Source organism: Kluyvera cryocrescens NBRC 102467 (assembly GCF_001571285.1).
Taxonomy (GTDB): Bacteria; Pseudomonadota; Gammaproteobacteria; order Enterobacterales; family Enterobacteriaceae; genus Kluyvera; species Kluyvera cryocrescens.
The window spans coordinates 93,341-112,723 of record NZ_BCTM01000004.1 but is presented as its reverse complement, the minus strand read 5'-3'; the positions used below and the strand labels follow the sequence as shown (position 1 = coordinate 112,723).

17 protein-coding genes are annotated in these 19,383 nt (G+C 52.7%); 10 read left to right on the top strand and 7 right to left on the bottom strand.

All coding sequences use genetic code 11. From position 1 onward, the window contains the following. Positions 1-633: 633 nt before the first annotated feature. From KCR01S_RS03885 to KCR01S_RS03865, 5 genes are all read left to right on the top strand, one after another. On the top strand, positions 634-2,157 hold the full coding sequence (locus KCR01S_RS03885) for a sensor domain-containing diguanylate cyclase (protein WP_061279906.1): 1,524 nt from the start codon (positions 634-636) through the stop codon (positions 2,155-2,157). A 465-nt stretch (positions 2,158-2,622) separates the two neighbouring features. Then, complete coding sequence (locus KCR01S_RS03880; RefSeq protein ID WP_061279904.1) at positions 2,623-3,600, top strand: TRAP transporter substrate-binding protein; 978 nt, start codon at positions 2,623-2,625, stop codon at positions 3,598-3,600. Positions 3,601-3,662: 62 nt separating this feature from the next. Continuing rightward, positions 3,663-4,172, top strand: coding sequence for a TRAP transporter small permease (locus KCR01S_RS03875; RefSeq protein ID WP_061279900.1), 510 nt, complete (start codon positions 3,663-3,665; stop codon positions 4,170-4,172). Positions 4,173-4,200: 28 nt separating this feature from the next. Continuing rightward, a complete protein-coding gene (locus tag KCR01S_RS03870) occupies positions 4,201-5,487 on the top strand; it encodes a TRAP transporter large permease (RefSeq protein ID WP_061279898.1) in 1,287 nt (428 codons plus the stop codon). A gap of 168 nt (positions 5,488-5,655) precedes the next feature. Then, a complete protein-coding gene (locus KCR01S_RS03865; RefSeq protein WP_061279895.1) occupies positions 5,656-7,743 on the top strand; it encodes a heparinase II/III domain-containing protein in 2,088 nt (695 codons plus the stop codon). Here the strand turns inward: KCR01S_RS03865 and KCR01S_RS03860 are convergent, their stop codons facing one another. Continuing rightward, positions 7,744-8,439, bottom strand: coding sequence for a FadR/GntR family transcriptional regulator (locus tag KCR01S_RS03860; RefSeq protein WP_061279893.1), 696 nt, complete (start codon positions 8,437-8,439; stop codon positions 7,744-7,746). It lies immediately after the preceding gene. Positions 8,440-8,755: 316 nt separating this feature from the next. Between KCR01S_RS03860 and KCR01S_RS03855 the strand changes: the two genes are divergently transcribed. The 3 genes from KCR01S_RS03855 to KCR01S_RS03845 all read left to right on the top strand — a co-directional run bounded on the left by KCR01S_RS03855 (position 8,756) and on the right by KCR01S_RS03845 (position 13,067). Then, positions 8,756-10,540: a sodium:solute symporter family transporter gene (locus KCR01S_RS03855; RefSeq protein WP_061279891.1), complete on the top strand. Its 1,785-nt coding sequence runs from the start codon at positions 8,756-8,758 to the stop codon at positions 10,538-10,540. Beyond that, on the top strand, positions 10,518-11,294 hold the full coding sequence (locus tag KCR01S_RS03850; protein WP_061279889.1) for an SDR family NAD(P)-dependent oxidoreductase: 777 nt from the start codon (positions 10,518-10,520) through the stop codon (positions 11,292-11,294). The genes KCR01S_RS03855 and KCR01S_RS03850 overlap by 23 nt, the downstream gene beginning before the upstream one ends. Before the next feature lie 210 nt (positions 11,295-11,504). Then, a complete protein-coding gene (locus tag KCR01S_RS03845; RefSeq protein ID WP_061279887.1) occupies positions 11,505-13,067 on the top strand; it encodes an EAL domain-containing protein in 1,563 nt (520 codons plus the stop codon). Here the strand turns inward: KCR01S_RS03845 and KCR01S_RS03840 are convergent. Further along, entirely contained in the window at positions 13,064-13,333 is a 270-nt protein-coding gene (locus KCR01S_RS03840; protein WP_233269637.1) for a hypothetical protein, read from the bottom strand. The genes KCR01S_RS03845 and KCR01S_RS03840 overlap by 4 nt on opposite strands. A 681-nt stretch (positions 13,334-14,014) precedes the next feature. Here KCR01S_RS03840 and KCR01S_RS25055 point away from each other — a divergent pair. Then, positions 14,015-14,446, top strand: a complete 432-nt coding sequence (locus KCR01S_RS25055) for a hypothetical protein (RefSeq protein WP_156478738.1) — start codon at positions 14,015-14,017, stop codon at positions 14,444-14,446. A 38-nt stretch (positions 14,447-14,484) separates the two neighbouring features. On the opposite strand, the gene pgeF is transcribed toward KCR01S_RS25055, so the two are convergent. The 5 genes from pgeF to KCR01S_RS03810 all read right to left on the bottom strand — a co-directional run bounded on the left by pgeF (position 14,485) and on the right by KCR01S_RS03810 (position 18,356). Further along, on the bottom strand, positions 14,485-15,210 hold the full coding sequence (gene pgeF, locus KCR01S_RS03830) for a peptidoglycan editing factor PgeF (protein ID WP_061279883.1): 726 nt from the start codon (positions 15,208-15,210) through the stop codon (positions 14,485-14,487). 88 nt (positions 15,211-15,298) lie between these two features. Continuing rightward, the gene (locus KCR01S_RS03825) at positions 15,299-16,021 is read right to left on the bottom strand and encodes an amino acid ABC transporter ATP-binding protein (protein WP_061280019.1); all 723 of its coding nucleotides are present in this window, start codon (positions 16,019-16,021) and stop codon (positions 15,299-15,301) included. Next, complete coding sequence (locus KCR01S_RS03820; protein ID WP_061279881.1) at positions 16,008-16,772, bottom strand: amino acid ABC transporter permease; 765 nt, start codon at positions 16,770-16,772, stop codon at positions 16,008-16,010. Before KCR01S_RS03820 ends, KCR01S_RS03825 begins: the two co-directional genes overlap by 14 nt. A gap of 63 nt (positions 16,773-16,835) precedes the next feature. Then, positions 16,836-17,603, bottom strand: coding sequence for a basic amino acid ABC transporter substrate-binding protein (locus tag KCR01S_RS03815; RefSeq protein WP_061279879.1), 768 nt, complete (start codon positions 17,601-17,603; stop codon positions 16,836-16,838). 144 nt (positions 17,604-17,747) lie between these two features. After that, positions 17,748-18,356 carry a class I SAM-dependent DNA methyltransferase gene (locus KCR01S_RS03810; protein WP_061279877.1) on the bottom strand — a complete coding sequence of 203 codons (609 nt, stop codon included), beginning with the start codon at positions 18,354-18,356 and terminating at the stop codon, positions 17,748-17,750. Positions 18,357-18,550: 194 nt separating this feature from the next. On the opposite strand from KCR01S_RS03810, the gene KCR01S_RS03805 reads away from it, so the two are divergent. Beyond that, complete coding sequence (locus tag KCR01S_RS03805; protein ID WP_061279874.1) at positions 18,551-19,366, top strand: SDR family NAD(P)-dependent oxidoreductase; 816 nt, start codon at positions 18,551-18,553, stop codon at positions 19,364-19,366. The last annotated feature ends 17 nt before the right edge of the window (positions 19,367-19,383 follow it).

Here is a 19,383-nt window from a genome sequence, read left to right as displayed (position 1 = left end):
CTTTCACTATTGCCGTCATAATTCGCTTTTCTTGATTGTATTCTTCCGCAAATTCGCAACCTTCTATAAATATATTTTATTCAATCGCATATCGATATTTCACGAGCTTATTACTGGAAGGTGTTATTCCCCATCCTGCGGAATATTCACTTCCGTTTTGACAAATACCTTCCGCCGTCACAAGGCGACTTTAAATACAATTCGAAAATACCATCAGTGATGAAAATTTTTTATTTATAACCGATTTTCGACAACTGATAGAAAGATGAATAAAGCAGCACAATCCAACTATTAAAGAACTGTTTTAAAAGGATTTAAGCGTCATCACCTCATTCAATAAAGATCGTTTTAACCAATCAATCATTGACTATCGATCGTTCTTACCTGGTTTATCATTAATATCATTTACGATCGGTTTGAACGATCGATATGAATCACTTCAATCGTCTTTGACAATGATATTTCCAGGTTGTAACATGCGCTCCCTTCAATAAACCGCAGTCTGGTTCACGCCAGAATAATGAGAATGGAAAAATCAGGAATTATTATTTCCTCTGTTACTCAATGCTGCCCGTACACGAAAAACTGTTCTTGCTCGAATGGATTTGTTGATTTTTGCTTCTGGAGAAAGCTGTGATTCGGAACCTTAACTTCCGCCGCCCGTTAAATATCTGTTTTCTGATCACGGCGATTGTCTTAACGCTTGCCTGTACCTCAATGCTGGCGATTCAGTGGCACGATGTTAAAAACGGCTACCAGCGGCAGAACCTTCGCTACGTGCAAAATCTGGCGGCCTATACCGCGAAATACCTCTCCGGGTACGAGAGCATGTTGGATGAAACGATTAGACAGGTCACCAGCAGCGGCATGGATAAAATCGAACAGGGTGATGAGTTACGTCACTGGCTATTCGAACGCTTTAATATCATGCCCGATGCCCGTTCGTTGATTTACGCTGACCGACAGGGCAACTTTATTCGTCTGCCTAACGCCATGCTCAACAACAGCACAAAAAGCGACACCGATCCGCGCAATAAAATTTGGTTCACCGAAGCCACCCGCGATGACTTTGACAGCGCGCACTACACCAGCAGTCGCGACATATTTGATAACGGCAGCAGCACGCTGACTATCTCAAAATCGCTGGCAAACAGCGTGGATGGAGAAAAAATTGGCGTGTTAGCAATACGCCTGAATGAAGAATCGACCTCCATGATCCTAAGCTCGGCTCGCCCGCCTCTTCCTGGTCAAAAATGGATTATGGACGGACATGGTCAGCAGGTGGCCAGTGAAAGAGGGAAAATCAGCCCGCTGGTGCTGTCTGAAGTGGCGTTAAGGCTCAGCAAACCAACACCGTATTTCTATTTGCCCGATAGCGACCGATGGTATTTCTTCAGCGCGATTGGCGATACCGACTGGTTGTTGGTACATGAAGTACGCAACGCTGATTTGACCGCGCTGGTGTATGACCGCTGTGCCCCCGTGCTCTACTGTCTGATATTCGCCCTGCTGGCGTTGTTTATCTGCTGGTGGATGGTACGCATTTCCTTAAACGCCCTATACATTCGCATCGCCAACGGCATCCGCAGCGGTTCAGTCGAGCAAAAAGCGGCAGAAGAACTGCTCTACGAGGAGATCCATAACACCTCCGTCCAGCAGGAAGTGAGCAAAAATGAGGCCCTCACCGACGGACTCACCGAACTCAAAAATCGCCGCGCCTTTGATAACGACATTGAATTCCATCAGCAGTCCAGCGATCTGTGCGTGGCTCTTATCGACATCGATAACTTCAAGTCGATTAATGACACCTACGGCCATGCCACCGGCGATATGGTGCTAAAGACCGTGTCAGATATTGGCCTGCGTCTGCGCGGTATGGAAAATATCACCCTCTATCGCTACGGCGGCGAAGAGATTGCCGTACTGTTCCAGGGGATAAATCTGGAAGAAGCGCAGGCCTTTCTCGATAGATGGCGTGAAACCTGCGCCCAGCGCCGGTTCCGTGAAGCGAAACTGCATGTTACGTTTAGCGGCGGCGTCAGTGCCAAAGGCAGTCTAAGCATGGAAGAGGCGCTGGGTCTGGCGGATAAACGACTTTATCAGGCCAAGCGAAGCGGTAAAAACCAGATCCTGAGCGGCCTTGCTGAGACGGCCTAACCCCATAATCCTACCGCTCAACGCGGGCGCGTAAGCCGCAATCATCAGGCGGCGGCGCGCCCTGCCACAAGGCGGCAGCTATCCGCCGCAGACGCCCCATTAACAGCAGAAATAAGAGGGCTATTATTCTGTTTTAAAACACGCCACTCTTATAAATAATAGATTAACCCTTTTATGTTTTATTTTTAATGAAACATAAATAGGTGACTACAATCACACAAGCCTTTCTTTAAACGCCCATTTTCTATCAATAACACGAACCCACCTGCAATTTTGAAACATCGTATCGATTTTTTCTCCATATAATGACTTTTTGTGAACGGCGTCGCCGCAATAAATTGTTACAGGTATTAATCTAGCCCCGTAACATCGTTAAAGTCATTATTCACCGTCTACTTAACCCAGACGGTCATCACTCTGTTTTTCCCCTATTAATGGATATTAATAAGTGTCTGGAGAAGGAAAATGAAGCTGACGAAAACCCTGTTAAATTTGTGCATTAGTTCAACGCTCTTATTCACCGCCAGTTCTGCTCTCGCCCAAACCCTACGCGCGGCAGACGTTCATCCAGCGGACTACCCCAACGTGGTCGCCGTCAAGCATATGGGGGAAAAACTCAGTGCGGCCACCGAGGGCCGTCTGGATATCAAAACCTTCCCCGGCGGCGTGCTGGGTGATGAAAAACAGATGATTGAGCAGGCACAGCTCGGCGCTATTGATATTATTCGCGTCTCTATGGCCCCGGTTGCCGCCATTTTACCGGAAATTAACGTCTTTACGCTGCCCTATATCTTCCGCGATGAAAACCACATGCACCAGGTGCTGGACGGGATGATTGGCAAAGAGATTGGCGACCGTCTCACCGCAAACAGCAAATCACGGCTGGTCTTTCTTGGCTGGATGGATGCCGGGACCCGTAACCTGATCACCAAAGAGCCGGTGGTCAAAGCAGATGACCTTAAGGGGATGAAGATTCGCGTACAAACCAGCCCAGTGGCGCTGGATACCCTGAAGGCGATGGGGGCAAATGCCGTGGCGATGGGCACCAGTGAAGTCTTCAGCGGCATGCAAACCGGCGTGATTGATGGCACTGAAAATAATCCGCCAACCTTTGTCGCCCACAACTATTTACCGGTGGCTAAAAACTACACCTGGAGTAAGCATTTTATTATTCCTGAACTGTTCTTATTTTCTAAATCAAAATGGGACAAGCTAAAAAAAGAAGACCAGCAGCTTATATTGCGACTCGCCAAAGAAGCTCAAACCGAGCAGCGCGAGCTATGGCAAGCCTATAATGAAAAATCGCTCGACACCATGAAAGCCAACGGTGTCCAGTTCCATAATATCGATACCGCATATTTTTATACTGCCACCCAGCCAGTGCGTGATAAATACGGTAAAGACCACCAGGAACTGATCCAGAAAATTCAGGACGTGAAGTAATACTTCGGGCGAGTGCTCTCCTTCACTCGCCCGAATCGGTGTATTAATTCGAGGTTACGCTTATGGATGAACGCTATTCATCAATCATGGATTTTATCTATCGTCTTTCCATGTGGGTTGCCGGGCTGGCGCTATTGCTTATGGTGGCTGTCATTCCTGTCGGTATTTTCGCTCGCTACGTCATGAACAGCGCGCTCTCCTGGCCTGAGCCGGTGGCGATTTTATGCATGGTGACCTTTACCTTTATCGGCGCAGCCGTCAGCTATCGCGCCGGTTCGCATATCGCGGTCAGTATGGTCACCGATCGCCTGAGTGAAGGCGCGCGTCGCGTCTGCCTGATTCTGGCGGATATCACCATGATGGCCATCAGTCTGTTTATTCTCTGGTATGGCAGCCTGCTGTGCTACGAGCTGTGGGAACAGCCGGTAGCGGAATTCCCGCTGCTTACCGCCGGTGAAAACTATCTGCCGCTGCCGATTGGATCCGCCATCACCCTGCTTTTCATCATCGAAAAACTCTGGCGCGGCCCGCAGTATCAACGCCCTATCGTCATCCAGGGTTCTAGCAGTTAATCCCCACTTGTTGAGAAAAGGAAAGCAGATGGATGCATTTATTCTCGTCTTTACGCTAGCTATCATGTTAGCCATTGGGGTGCCCGTAGCCTTCGCGGTGGGCATTAGCGCCATCGTTGGCGCGTGGTATATCGATATCCCGCTGGAAGCCGTGATGATTCAGTTGACCAATGGGGTCAATAAATTCTCACTACTGGCCATTCCGTTCTTCATTCTGGCCGGGGCGATTATGGCGGAGGGCGGCATTGCCCGCCGACTGGTTAACTTCGCCTATATCTTTGTTGGCTTTATTCGCGGTGGGCTGTCGCTGGTCAACATTGTGGCCTCAACTTTCTTCGGCGCGATTTCCGGCTCGTCGGTGGCGGATACCGCCTCCATTGGTTCCGTCATGATCCCGGAGATGGACAAAAAAGGCTACCCGCGCGATTTCGCCGCGGCGGTCACCGCCAGCGGTTCGGTGCAGGCGATCCTGACGCCGCCCAGCCATAACTCGGTCATCTATTCGCTAGCCACCGGCGGGACGGTTTCCATTGCCGCCCTGTTTATCGCCGGCATTCTGCCGGGCCTGCTGCTGAGCTTTACCCTGATGGTGATGTGCGTGGGCTTTGCCCATAAGCGCGGCTACCCGAAAGGCGAGCGCGTGCCGTTTCGCCAGGCGCTAAAGATTTTCGTCGATACCCTGTGGGGATTGATGACCGTAGTGATCATCATGGGCGGCATCCTCTCCGGCATTTTCACCGCCACCGAATCTGCGGCGATTGCCTGCCTGTGGTCGTTCTTTGTGACCATGTTTATCTACCGTGATTACAAATGGTCCGAACTGCCAAAACTGATGTACCGCACGGTAAAAACCGTCACTATCGTGATGATCCTTATCGGCTTTGCCGCTGCATTCGGTGCCATCATGACCTACATGCAGCTACCGATGCGCATCACCGAGGCCTTCACCAGCATCTCCGATAATAAGTACGTCATCCTGATGTGCATTAACATCATGCTGTTGCTTATCGGGACGCTGATGGATATGGCACCGCTGATTTTGATCCTTACCCCGGTACTGCTGCCGGTGACCAACGCCTTGGGTATCGACCCGGTACACTTCGGCATGATCATGCTGGTTAACCTGGGAATTGGCTTAATCACCCCGCCGGTCGGCTCGGTGCTGTTTGTCGCCAGCGCCGTCAGTAAGCAGAAGATTGAGCAGGTGGTGAAAGCAATGCTGCCCTTCTACGCCGTTCTGCTCCTGGTGCTGATGCTGGTGACCTATATCCCCGCTATCTCATTGTTCCTGCCTAAATTCTTCGGCGTACTGTAATTGCCAGGGGCTACTCACGGTAGCCCCTGTCGCTTCATATAGTATGACTAATAGTATTTATTTTGTGAACCAGCATGCAAGTAACGCCAAAAAAATGGCTGAAATCTAGACAGTCTGTTTATTATTTGATTTTAATAGTCATACTAATAAACATAGCGGAGATGTCTGATGACGCCCGATAGCTCGCTTTTCCTTTCGCACCAGGATATTGCCGACCTGCGTACCCACCTCAATCGTCGTACCCTGCCCGGCAATACGTTACACCGACAGCAACGCCAGCTAGAGGCGTGGTTGCAGCGGCCATTATGGATCCCAGGCCACGGCGAAGGAGGTGGCCCGGAGCATGCGCAGCATAAGCTGAATTATCAAATGATGGATTTAGCGGGCCTGCACTGGCTGCTAAACGGTGACGAGCGCTGCCGGGATGCCGTACTGGCGCTGCTCAGTGGCTATGCCGATATCTACCCCACCCTCGGCAACGCCACCAGCCGCGACAGCAACCCGCCGGGCAGACTGTTTCACCAGACGCTCAACGAAGATATGTTCTTACTCTATGCGGCCGCCGCCTGGCACTGTGTGAAAGGTTCGGCAAGCCCGGAAATGCGCGATCATATCGAATCCAATCTGCTCTGTTTGATGGTACAAGAGGCCTTAACCGTCCACAGCACCACCTTTGATATTGTCCATAACCACGGCATGTGGTCAGTCGCCGCCATTGCGATTTGCGGCTATGTAACCGGTCATCCGGAATGGGTGGAGGTGGCTTTGCATGGACGACTGCATGACGATATCAGCGGAGGATTCTACGCCCAGCTCGACCAGCTATTTTCCAGCGATGGCTACTATATTGAAGGGCTCTACTACCAGCGATTTGCGCTGCGCCCGCTGCTGCTGCTGGCCGCGGCTATCGACCGCTATCAGCCCGAGTTAAACATCTGGGACTATCGGGATCGCTTGATCCACAGAGCCTGCTTTACCCTGTTTGACATGGCCTTTCCCGATGGAACCTTGCCCGCGCTCAATGACGCCTCAAAAAGTATGAATTTGCGCGACGAGGGCGCGCTGATGGCAGTCAGCCTTTGCCGCCAGCACTACGGTGCTTCGCCGCAACTCTCGGTGCTGGCCCACTATCAGCAGCAATGCTGGCCGTGTCGGGGTGCGCTGGAATTGAGCAGCGATGAACATCACGCTGAGACAGCGCGCCGTTCGCAGCTCTTCCGCGATGGGGTTTTAGGCGAACGCGGCGCCGGCGGGATTCTGCGCACGCAGCCTGCCGGTCAACTCGAAAGTATGGCCATGATGTGGTGGGGAGGACACGGCAACATCGCCGGGATGCACAGCGCGCTCAACCACGGCCATTTTGACGGACTGCACTTAAGCTATTTCACCCGCGGTGTGGAAATCCTCCAGGACTACGGCTTTGCCCGCTGGGTCAACGTCGAACCGAAATTTGGTGGGCGCTATGTTCCTGAGAATAACAGCTATGCCAAACAGACGGTTGCCCACAATACGGTGGTTGTCGATGAAGGCTGTCAGAATCTGGGCGATAAAGAGCGAGCCGCGGCGCGCCATGGTAAAACGCAGATGTTTCGCGGCGATGGCCCGCATCAGGCCATGAGCGCCGTTATCGAGGACTACTGGCCCGGCGTGCATCAGCAGCGCACGGTGCTGCTGCTCGAACTGCCACAGTGCGAACAACCGCTGCTGGTCGATCTGTTCGCAGTCAACAGCGCTACCGCTCATCAGTATGACTATTGCCTGCATACGCTGGGGCAAATCATCCACAGTAGCCTACCGCTCGACACCCCATCCGCACGCGCGCCGCTGGGAGATTCTTCCGGTTATCAGCATCTGTGGCGCTGCGCGAGCGCACAGCTTCCAGCACAACAGAACATGCAGCTCAGTTGGCTGGCACACGACAGTTTTTATACCCTTACCAGCGTGCTGCCGCAGCAAGGCGAGCTGATTATCGCGCGAACCGGAGCCAGCGACCCGGCCTTCAATTTGCGTGAAGAGCCAGCATGGATTGTGCGTACTCGGGCACAAAGCACCCTTTTTGCCAGCATCCTTGAGTGTCACGGAGAATTTGATGAATCGCGGGAGATTTCGCGTCAGGCGCGAGGAAACGTGGACAAGATAGTGGTTGAGCAGCACTCGCCGGAACAGACCGTTCTGTGGATCCACTTCCATCAGGGCGAACCGTGCCGGGTGGCGGTCGATAACCGCCCCGGACACGGTGCCTTTCACGTTGCGTGATTAAAGGCGGTGCTTGCTGGCGTCCATCATACCGAGGGACGCCTGGTAGGCGCCTTCCGCATCGCCGGCCATAATGGCTTTGTAGATCCGTTCATGATCATCAAGACACATACCGCCCTCTTTCGAGGAGTGGCTGATAAACCATTTAAAGACCGTGGTCAGCACGTTACCAAACGGCTGATAGAAGCAGTTGCCGGACGACATAAAGATAATGCGATGAAAACGGGTGTCGGCATCGACCCATTTCTCCGCGTCAAAATCACGAGCGATACGGCACATCTCTTCCCAGGTCTGGGAAAGCGCAATACATTGCTCGCGAGTGGCGTTCATTGCCGCAAGCCTTGTGGCATGAGGCTCAATCACCCGCCGGAACTCAAGAAACTGCTGATACATCTCCAATGTACCTTCCATGCCGCTGAGCCATTCCAGCAGTTGGACATCGAGAATATTCCAGTCAGAACGCGCACGCACGCGGGTGCCTGTTTTCGGGCGGGATTCAAGCAGACCTTTAGATGAGACCAGCTTCAGGGCTTCTCGCAGCGCGGTGCGGCTGACCCCTAACTGTTCACACAGATCAACTTCCGCAGGCAGAACCGTACCCGGCGTTAACTGGCCGGAAAAGATCTTACGCGCGATGTCGCTGGCAATCAGGCCATCCAGGCCACGCTGTGTTGTCGTAATCGTTGTGAAGTTCATGCTTTTGTCATACCTGAACAAAAATTATGGGCCAGTGTACCATATCCCGGCGCGTCAATTGCCGCCTTCAGGGTAATTATATCGGATATTTCCGTACTTTTGCTCGCTACCAAGACCACAAATATCGCAATTAGTCATACTAATGGAGGCTATTTTTGCGACAAAATGTTCAAATTCTCAACGTGCATCACAAGTAATGGCACGCAACAGCTCAAAAATTGACACCGATCGCAAAACCTTATGCACGCATTTTATTAGTCATACTAAATGACAAATAATACATCGTCTCCTGATACTAATTGCGAGTGTGAACATAATGGATATCAACATTATTGTTATGGCGGTGTATTTCGTACTGATGATTGCCATCAGCTACGCCTTTAAGAAGATGGGTACCGGTTCGGCAAGCCACTACTTCCGCGGCGGCGGCAGGATGCTGTGGTGGATGGTTGGCGCCACCGCCTTTATGGCGCAGTTTAGCGCCTGGACCTTTACCGGCGCGGCGGGCCAGGCCTACCGCTACGGCTTTACCGCAATCGGCGTATTTGCCGGTAACGTCATTGGCTACATCGTCGGCTGGTGGTGGTTTGCAACCCGCTTTCGTCAGCTGCGCGTCGATACCCCAACGCAGGCGATTAGCCAGCGCTTTGGCCCTAAAAACGAACAGTTTTTTACCTGGATCCTGATCCCACTGAGCATTCTTAACGCCGGCGTGTGGCTTAACAGCCTCGCGGTATTTGCCAGCGCGGTCTTTAAGTATGACTTAACGCTGACGCTATGGATAACCGGGCTGGTGGTGCTGCTGATTTCTTTGCTCAGCGGCTCATGGGGCGTCGTCGCCAGCGACTTCGTGCAAACACTCATTGTGGCGATAATCTCGGTCGTGTGCGCGGTAGTCGCGCTGGTGAAAGTTGGCGGCCCGGTCAAAATGGTCAACGATTTCCCGTCAGGTTTCTTCACCGGGCCTGATACCGGGCCGCACTACATTCTGATCCTCTTGGTTTGCTTTGTGTTCTTCTTCGTCAAACAGGTACAGAGCTTTAATAACCTGCAGGACTCCTACCGCTATCTCAACGCGAAAGACAGTTTTAACGCCAAAAAGGCCGCGCTGTTTGCCCTGTTCCTGATGCTGTTTGGCACCCTGATTTGGTTTGTGCCGCCGTGGACGACGGCCATTCTGTATCCCGATATGGCGCTCTCACACCCGGAATTGGGTAAAAACGCCAGCGATGCGGCGTACCTGGTGTTTGCCGAACGGGCAATGCCGGAAGGCACCGTGGGGCTGTTGATGGCCGGGCTGTTTGCCGCCACCATGTCATCGATGGATACCGCGCTGAACCGAAATTCAGGGATCTTCGTGCGTAGCTTCTGGACGCCGGTGGTGAATCGCAATGAGGCGAAAAGCGAGCACTACTTACTGCGTGTGGGACAAACCGCCTGCATCGTCAATGGCGTACTGGTTATTCTGGTCGCTCAGTATATGCAGTCATTGCAGGAGCTGAGTTTGTTCGACTTGATGATTCAGGTCGGCACCCTGGCTTCAGCGCCAATCATCGTGCCGCTATTCTTTGGCATGTTTATTCGCAAAACACCGGACTGGTCTGGCTGGGGAACCGTAATATTCGGTCTGCTGGTCTCCTTTACCATTACCCACTGGGTGACGGTGAAAGATGTGGCGGATGCCATGGGGCTGACGCTGACCAACCGCGAACTTAAAGATCTCTCAGCCGTGTGGAATATCTTCTGTCATCTGGTGTTTACCGGCGGCTTCTTCTGCCTCTCTACGCTGTTCTGGCGTGAGCCCGGTCAGGCGCGCGAAACGGTGCTTAATACGTTCTTCACCAACATGGAGACTCCGGTCTACGCCGACCACGAGCAGGATAACTTCGACCGTATGCAGCGCAGCAAAATCGGCAAAATCTCGCTAGCAATGGGCCTGTGCATGCTGCTGATGATCCTTATTCCAAATCCATTGTGGGGACGTCTGCTGTTCCTGCTTAGCGCTGCCGCCATCATTTTATTTGGCTATGTCCTGTGGCGCAGCGCCTCTTCTACTACTTCAACACAAGGGAGCAACTATGTTTACCGACCTGAAAAATAAGCGCGTATTGATCACCGGTTCCACTGCCGGAATGGGATTGGCCGCCGCCCAAGCGTTCGCCAGGCAAGGGGCCAAAGTGGGAATTAATAGTCACGCGCCTTCGCCAGAGCTGGAAGAGACGTTAGCATTACTGCGGCAAAATGATGCCGAGGTCGAGTTTTTCGAGGCCGATATTACCCGTACCGATGAATGCCGTCGGCTGGTTGAAGACTTCGTCGCTCGCTTTGGCGGTTTGGATGTGCTGGTAAACAACGCAGGGGGGCTAGGTGGGCGCGCCAATCTGGAGGCCATTGATGACGCATTCTACGAACGCGTCATGGATCTTAACGCGCGGTCCGCGCTGATGATGACGAAATTTGCCATCCCGCATTTACGCGCCTCGGCGAAAGCACGTCAGGAGACCAGCTGCGTGATCAGCACGGGTTCCATCGCCGGGCGTGAAGGCGGCGGCGTCGGTGCCGGAATTTACGCAGCCTCTAAAGCGTGGCTGCATGACATTCACCGCAACTGGGTGAAAGAGTTTACGGCGGATGGAATACGCTTCAACATTGTATCGCCGGGCACTATCGACACCGCTTTCCATGATGGCAAAAGCGATGCGCTGCGGGAAAAGATTGCCGCCAGCATTCCAATGGGCCGCTTTGGCTACGCCGAAGAAGTCGCGCCGGCTTTCCTGTTCTTCGCCTCACATGCCTGCAGTGGTTATATCACAGGGCAAATTCTTGATGTTAACGGCGGCCAGATGGCACCGTAAACATCAGAATCGGCAGGGGGACAAAATGTCCCCCTCTCTTTAATTTGCCAACCAGGTTAATCCTTATGGAGTATTTTTAACCTGATTCCTATTTGAATAATCTGATAATAGGTACAATCTTTATATTGATATAGCCTCAATGGTTTCCCGGTTCTATAATCCACGCCCAATTCAGTCCCACACCTCTCGCTCGATCGTTAAGGATTATCGATGCCCACGCAGCGTCCGGTCAGACACATCACGAGCGTGCTGATCGTTTCTATTTTTTTACCTATTGCTATGAGCCTCTGGCTCGCGCATCGTCAGGCCCACGAACTGTTCAAGCAGGAAATGGACAGCTACAGCGAGAGCGTGCTGGAACGCACCCGTCTGGTGAAACAACAGGCGCGCACCGCACTCGCTGAAGCTAACGGTTTTCACGGCGTTCCCTGCAGCCCCGAGCATCTGCAGCAGATCCAAAAAGTGTCGTATATCCATCAGTACATTCAGAGCATTTTTTATCTGGAGAACACCGATCGCGACTGTACTATGCTCAGAAACAGCCTGTCAGAAAAAGTACCGGGATCGGAATACGTCACCCCTGCTGGCTATCACGTATGGCTGACCTCGCGCCACGACCTGAATACGGATGACAATATGGTCGCTATTAGCCGCGGAAAATACATGGCGATGATCGACCCCGATTCGCTTATCGATGTACTCCCGCATCCAAGATATCCAATCTATGCGGCGATCATCAGCACCCGCGGACAGCGAGTGATCGCCAGCAATCATCCGCTCGATCCGCATATCTGGCAAAACACCTTGCATACCTTCCAGCCGACGCTGGAAGTGAACGGCATGGTATATCGCCAACAGTTGCTACCGCCGGTCGGCGCCATTCTGCTGACCTGGGCCCCGACCGCGCCTATTGATGCCAACTTGATCCACCAGCTGCTGTTCTGGCTACCGGTTGGCCTGGTGCTTAGCGGCCTTGCGACCTTCATCGTGCTGCGCATTGTGCGACGCCTGCAATCCTCCCACTATCGTATTCTTGATGCGATTAAAGAGGGAGAATTCACCGTACATTATCAACCGATCGTCGAGCTAAAAAGCGGTCGGGTGATCGGTGCCGAGGCGCTGGCTCGCTGGCAGCAGCCGGAAGGCCGCTGGCTACCGCCGGATATTTTTATCGATCTTGCCGAACAAGCGGGCGTCATCCGGCCGTTGACCGAATACATCGTGCGCAGCGTCTTTAACGATATGGGCCGCTGGCTCGCCGAGCATCCGGATTTGTATATCTCAATAAATATCGCTGCGGCAGATTTGCATTCACCAACACTGCCCGCGCTGATTAATCAGCAGGTCAAACAGTGGCAGGTGTCGACTAAACAGATTGCTATTGAGTTAACAGAGCGAAATCTTGCCGACCCTGAAACGGCCATTCCCGTCCTTCAGGCCTACCGCGAACTTGGCCACACGGTGTATATCGACGATTTCGGCGTGGGGTATTCCAGCCTCAGCTACCTTCAGGATCTGGAGGTCGATACGCTAAAAATCGATAAATCCTTTATCGATACTCTCGAATCTAATCACGTGATTGGCCACATCATTGAGATGGCCAAATCACTCAATTTGTCGATGGTGGCTGAGGGTATTGAGTGCGCCCACCAGCGCGACTGGCTGGTTGCCCACGGGGTACGCTCTGGTCAGGGCTGGCTGTTTAGCAAACCGTTACCTAAAGACGCGTTTATTGATTGGGTCAACGATAACCTCAACCAGCCAATGGTTTAATGATGATAGGGTAAGGCCTTCGCCGTAAGTGGGCCTTCAGACAGCTTATGGCAGTGCTGAAGCGCCTTTTTCCCGGCATAGCGGAAGAGGAACTCACCGCTGCGAGGCTTATGAATAAACTGGTCACCGTTGGTAAATTTTACCAGATCGACTTCGTTATGCGTCCGGTGACCGGCTCCCACCTCGTAATGACCATTCCACAGCTCAGAAACGTGGCCATAGACGTGTAGCGTAATTTCGACCAGCCCGCGCGATGGGCAATTCAAACGTAAGATCGTAGACGTAAAATCCAAAGCCCAGACGGGGGCTGAAAGTAGAGCTAAAATTAACAACAGGTATTTCATCGTTTTAAGGTATGCCTCATGAGAGTGGCCGGCTACCATACAGGCTCAATGAATACGTAATTTGTTCTGGCGCAATAAAACTTGATAAATGAAATTTAGCTGCCAAAAACAAAACCTATCTCACATTATTTTCTGGACAGGCGGAAATACAACTTCCGCCTAATCATTACGCTGGGGATAATTATCCTTATGATTATTTTCAGGGGTATTTTTATTCATCAGCGAACAATAGTCTCTAAGAAACAGCTAACCGCTAACGATAAGCAGGTCAGAGGTTATAATCTGCACAGATTAAAAACCAACCTGAATTGCGTACAAAAATAAACAAAATGGCAGTTATTTAGAATATCACTTAATTTATTCTCACTATTCGCAACAGTGATAATCGAAGGCATCATCTTCCGCAACTCCATAGAGGGAAACAGCGGCGCATCCCTTGCCCTGTGGGCGTTATCCCCTCCCCCGCTGTATGGCAGTCATAGAAAAAACTTTTTTACAAAATAATGGCCGAAATAATAACTCCGGATGTAGACCTATTCTCTTTTTGATTAAAGCAAACCGGCTATTTAAGCTATACCCATTCTCTCAGCAATGGACTCTGTTATGAAAAGCTATACCGTTATCGCTCTCGCAATTGCAGGCAGCCTAACGATAGGTACTGCAACGGCAAATACGTTGGATAATATTCACCACAAGAACCAAAATGCGCGGCATTCTCGGCATCAGTCAGAAAGAAACCAAGTGCATGATATCAATAACCGGGTAAAAGACCGGCACAGCAACTTTCGTGATAATCAGGACCAGCGTCAGGATACGTTCCGTAAAAATCAGGATAATCGCCAGGACAGCTTTGGAGAAGGCCTTGATGCACATCGTGATGCTTTCAGGGAAAACCAGGATAACCGCCAGGATAGCTTCCGCGGCAATCAGGATAATCGGCAGGATAGTTTTGAGAATCTGCAGGATGACAGACAAAACTCTCGCAGCGATCGCGTGTCTGAAACCCGTGACCGCATCGATGACCGTCTGAATTGATCCCCTCTGGCGGGCATCCCTCCTCGGCCCGCTTTATCTCACCGTTGTTCTTTGATTATCCACGCTATCTGCTGCGATTTCGCGGCCGGAACGTGCGTTCTTCGTCGGTATGAGTCGAGAGCTTCCGCCGAGCAGTAGGTACACGTCTCCAGCACCTCGATATTTTTAGCCGGTACACCCGCACTCACCAGCTGCAATAAATTAAATCTCGGTAAATCAAACCACAGACCGTTTATTTCGCGCGCGGCCGCGCTATGAGCATTAGGCTTATGAGGAACGGAGGTAAACAATGATTGCCGGTTGGACTCAACGAGGCGTTTTGCCGGCGTCTGTAATAAAGCATCGTAAAACTCCGCCGACACTTCATAACAGCAGGCGCGGATATGCGGCCCGACGGCCACCACAAGCTCATCAGCCGCCACACCGAGCGATGCAAATTGCTCAACCGATTGCGCAATGATCCCCGCAGCCGTACCGCGCCACCCGGCATGTACGCTGGCAATATGCTGGCCATCGCGTGAGGCCATCAGCAGCGGCAGACAATCGGCGGTGACGACGCCGATGGGTACCCCCACGGTTGAGGTGACGACGCCATCAACTAAGGGCCGTTGCTCAGTGGGTTTGATAAAGTGAAGAATCTCTTTGCCGTGAACCTGTTTGATGTCGACAAGCCGTGACTTATCGAAAGCAGCGGACTCATGCGCATCGAGAAAGGCATGACGAACGCCGGGGATGTCCGCCAGTAAGTGAGAGAACCAGGCCATTTTTACCCATCACCGTTATCGTATCTTTGATAACGGTACTGCGGCGATGCCTGCCTGACAAGTCATGGGCATCGCCTACGATGATAAATTACAACACCTTGCTGAGAAATGCCGCCGTTCGTGGGTTTTGTGGCGCGCTGAAAATGATCTCCGGCGTACCCTGCTCCTGGATAATGCCCTGATCGATAAAAATAACCCGGTCGGCCACTTCCCGCGCAAAGCCCATTTCGTGGGTGACGATCACCATCGTCATCCCTTCCTGCGCCAGGTTTTTCATCACTTCCAGCACGTCGCCCACCAGCTCAGGATCGAGCGCCGACGTCGGTTCATCAAACAGCATAATGGACGGCTGCATCGCCAGCGCGCGGGCGATGGCCACGCGCTGCTGCTGCCCGCCGGAGAGGCTTGACGGCCAGGCGTCACGCTTATCGCTCAGCCCGACTTTTGCCAGCAGACTTTCGGCAAAGGCCACCGCATCGTGACGGCCCATGCCGCGCAGCGACATCGGCGCCATCAGTAAGTTTTCCAGCACGCTCATGTGTGGGAACAGATTGAAGCGCTGAAACACCATCCCAACGCTTTCGCGCATTTTATTGAGATCGGTTTTCTTATCGTGAACCGCGAAGCCATTGACCATGACCTCCCCTTCACTCACCGTCTCCAGCGCGTTCATGCAGCGCAGGAAGGTACTTTTACCCGAGCCGGACGGCCCAATCACGCACACCACTTCCTGCGGCTGGATGTCGCAGTCAATACCGCGCAGAACGTGGCTTTCACCAAAGTGTTTATGTAGATTTTTAATGTGAATCACTTTTGCCAAACCTCTTTTCCAGACGATTAACCAACTGCGCCAGCACGAACGTTATCACCCAATACACCAGCGAAATGGTCAGGTACGGCTCCCAATAGGTGGCATAGGCACCGGATACCGTGCGCGCGGCATAGGCCAAATCGGCAAGCCCAATGGCCGAGGCCAGCGAGGAATCTTTTACAATCGCAATCGCGTTATTGCCCAGCGGCGGCAGAATACGGCGAAACGCCTGCGGCAGGATGACCTTACGCATGGTTTTCCACCACGGTAAACCCAGCGCCCGCGCGGCTTCCATCTGCCCTTTATCGATAGACTGAATACCGGCACGGAAAATTTCGGAAACGTAGGCCCCGGCATTGAGCGTAATGGCGACAATACACGACAAAAATGCGCCGTAGTTTGACCGCAGTTCGCGGGCAAAATCGCTGCTCATCACTCCACTGGTGACCAGTAAACCATCACGCGGGTTAATGAATAACGGCACCAGCGCAAAGTGCACCACCATAATTTGCACAAACAGCGGCGTACCGCGAAAGGCGCTGACGTAAAAGCGGACCGGAAACTGCACCAGGTAACGCAAAACGTATTTCCACGGCCCATGTTCGGCCTTCGCCATCCGTCCCAGACCGAGCGTGAGCCCCCACAGCGTGCCGAGGATCACGCAGATAATGGTGCATTTGAGGGTCATTATCGCGCCGTCGACAAACAGCGGGCCGTACTCCTCGATAATTTCCCAACGGAATCCCGTCATAATTTATCCCTGAAAAAAACGGCGATCGGCCCTATAGGCGATCGCCGTAAAAAAGAAGAAGCGTTACTGCGCCGGTAATACAGGTACGTCGGCGTCAAACCAGGTCTGATAGATTTTGGCGTAGGTGCCGTCGGCAACGATTTTTTTCAGGCCCGCATTCAGCTTTTCCTGCAGTTCGGTATTGCCTTTGGCTACCGCAATACCAAAGTACTGGCGTTCAAATTTGGCATCCGGCACCAGCTTGAACTGTTTTTCCGGGTGCTGTTTGATGTAGTACTTCACCACGCCCACATCGCCCACCGCCGCGCTCACGCCGTCTTCAAACAGCTCATGCAGCATTAATGGGGTGTTGTCGAAACGCTTAATCGCCGTGCTGTTTTTACCCAGCACCTCAGAGACCACAATATCGCCGGTGCTGGAATTCACGACGCCAACTTTCTCATTTTTGAGCGCCGCGAGTGAATTCACATTGGAATCTTTGGCCACCACAATCGACTGTTCCGCAGGGAAATACGGCGCGGAGAAGTCCACCATTTGCTTACGCTTGTCGGTAATAGTGATACCGGAAATAATGATGTCACGATCGCCAGATCCCAGCGTCGCAAAAATGCCTTCCCACGGCGTATTAATCAGTTTGATATCAAAGTTTTCCGCCTTCGCAATCGCCTTAATAATATCGATATCAAAGCCTTCTAACTGCTTCTGATTGTTTTCGAATTCGAACGGACGATAGGTGCCACCGGCACCGACGACGTAGGTTTGGGCTGCCGCATATCCGCTGGCAACAAGTGCCGCCGTCAAACAGCAGGCTTTCATCCATTTGCTGATCATGAGATTACCTTTTTATGCAATTAATTTGCATAAAAATACATATCTTGGCCAGCAGATGCAATACGTCAAGAGCGTTATTGTCCCTAAAAGCAATAATTAAGCATTTTTATTGAATGAATAACGCCGATAACGGCCAGCGCGGTCTTAACCGGTCGCTTTTGCTAGCCAAATGGTGTGCCCGCCGCAGTCCGGGTCCTCCATCTTCATCTCCAGCACCGTAAAACCGATTTCCGCCAGCCTTTGTCGATACTCTTGTGGGGCAAGGCTGGCATGGAATAGCGGCTCGCCTTCAAACTGCCCCATCGCAATACCGTCGCCGGTGCCGCTGGTGAACATCAATACGCTACCGGGCTGACTGTGGCGCGCGAAGACGGAAAACATTTGCCGCTGATCGTCCTGGGTAAGATGGAAAAAGCTGTCCCAGGCCAGCAGACCGTCAAACGTTTCGCAAAGCGTCAGCGTGCGCATGTCATGCTGTAGCCAGCGCTGCGCGGGGAAACGGGCGCGAGCGCGGCTGAGCATCGCCTCGGCGCCATCGACGCCGGTCAACGCAACGCCCTGCTGAATAAAATAGTCGCCAATAGGCTGGCCGTTGCCGCAGCCGAGATCGAGCACTCGCCCCGGCCGCGCCATGGCGGCCAAAAACTTATCCAGCCACAATTGTTCAAATAACGACTGCGAACGCAGGCGAGCAAAGGCGGCAGCGTGGCGCTGGTAAAGCGGTACGATGTCGCGGGCGGCAGGATTATCCATAGGGCCTCGGTGTTAGGGGCTTTTGACGAAGAATGAATAGGTTAGAGTAAAAACCGCCCCACCGCTATTGCGCGCCACCGTAACGCCTAATCGCATGCAAAAGTCCCCGTCTGGTTATGGTTCGTGCATTCCTTTTGCCCTGTCAGCGTCTGACAATGCAATGGCTTCTGTACACAAATAATAAGGGGAAAACCATGACGCAATCACATCACCATGACGACTGGCTGGGGCTTACGGGAAAGGTGTTCGCCGTAACGGGTGCGGCAAGCGGCATTGGCGAAGCCATCGCCACATCGCTGGCGCAACAGGGTGCCGACGTGGCGCTGCTTGACCGCAATCCGCAGGGCTGTGAAGCGCTGCGCCTCAAGCTGGAGTGCTATCCCGGGCGGCGACTGGCGGTCGCCTGCGACGTCTCTCGTGAAGAACAGATTAAAGAAGCGGCGCACAGCGTCCGTTCGCAGCTGGGTGCCTGCTACGGGCTGGTCAACGCCGCCGGTATTTTGCGTCCAGCCGGGCTTGCTGAAATCAGCGTCGAACAGTGGCAAACTCAGCTTGACGTCAACCTTACCGGCTATCTGCTGTGCGCGCGCGAATTTGCCCGCGATATGCGCGACGCCAAACGCGGCAGCATCGTGCATATCGGCTCCATCTCCGGGCGCATTCCGCAGCCGTGGAGCGGTGCCTATAGCCCGGGTAAAGCGGCGGTGGGCCTGCTGTCGCAGCAAATGGCGGTAGAATGGGGTCAGGACGGTATTCGCAGTAACCTGGTGGCACCGGGAATGATTGAAACTGCGCTGACCGCCGAGTACTACGCCCAGCCGGGCGTACGCGAAAGCCGCGAAGCCTTCACCGCCAGCCAGCGCATCGGTAAGCCGGTTGATATTGCTAACGCGGTGCTGTTCCTGCTCAGCGATAAATCCGGCTATATCAACGGTGCGGAAATTGGCGTCGACGGCGGTCTGCCGACCATGCTGATGGGCAAACTGCCGCGACCGGGCTTCACGCGCTAAGAAGTTGAACCTGCCCA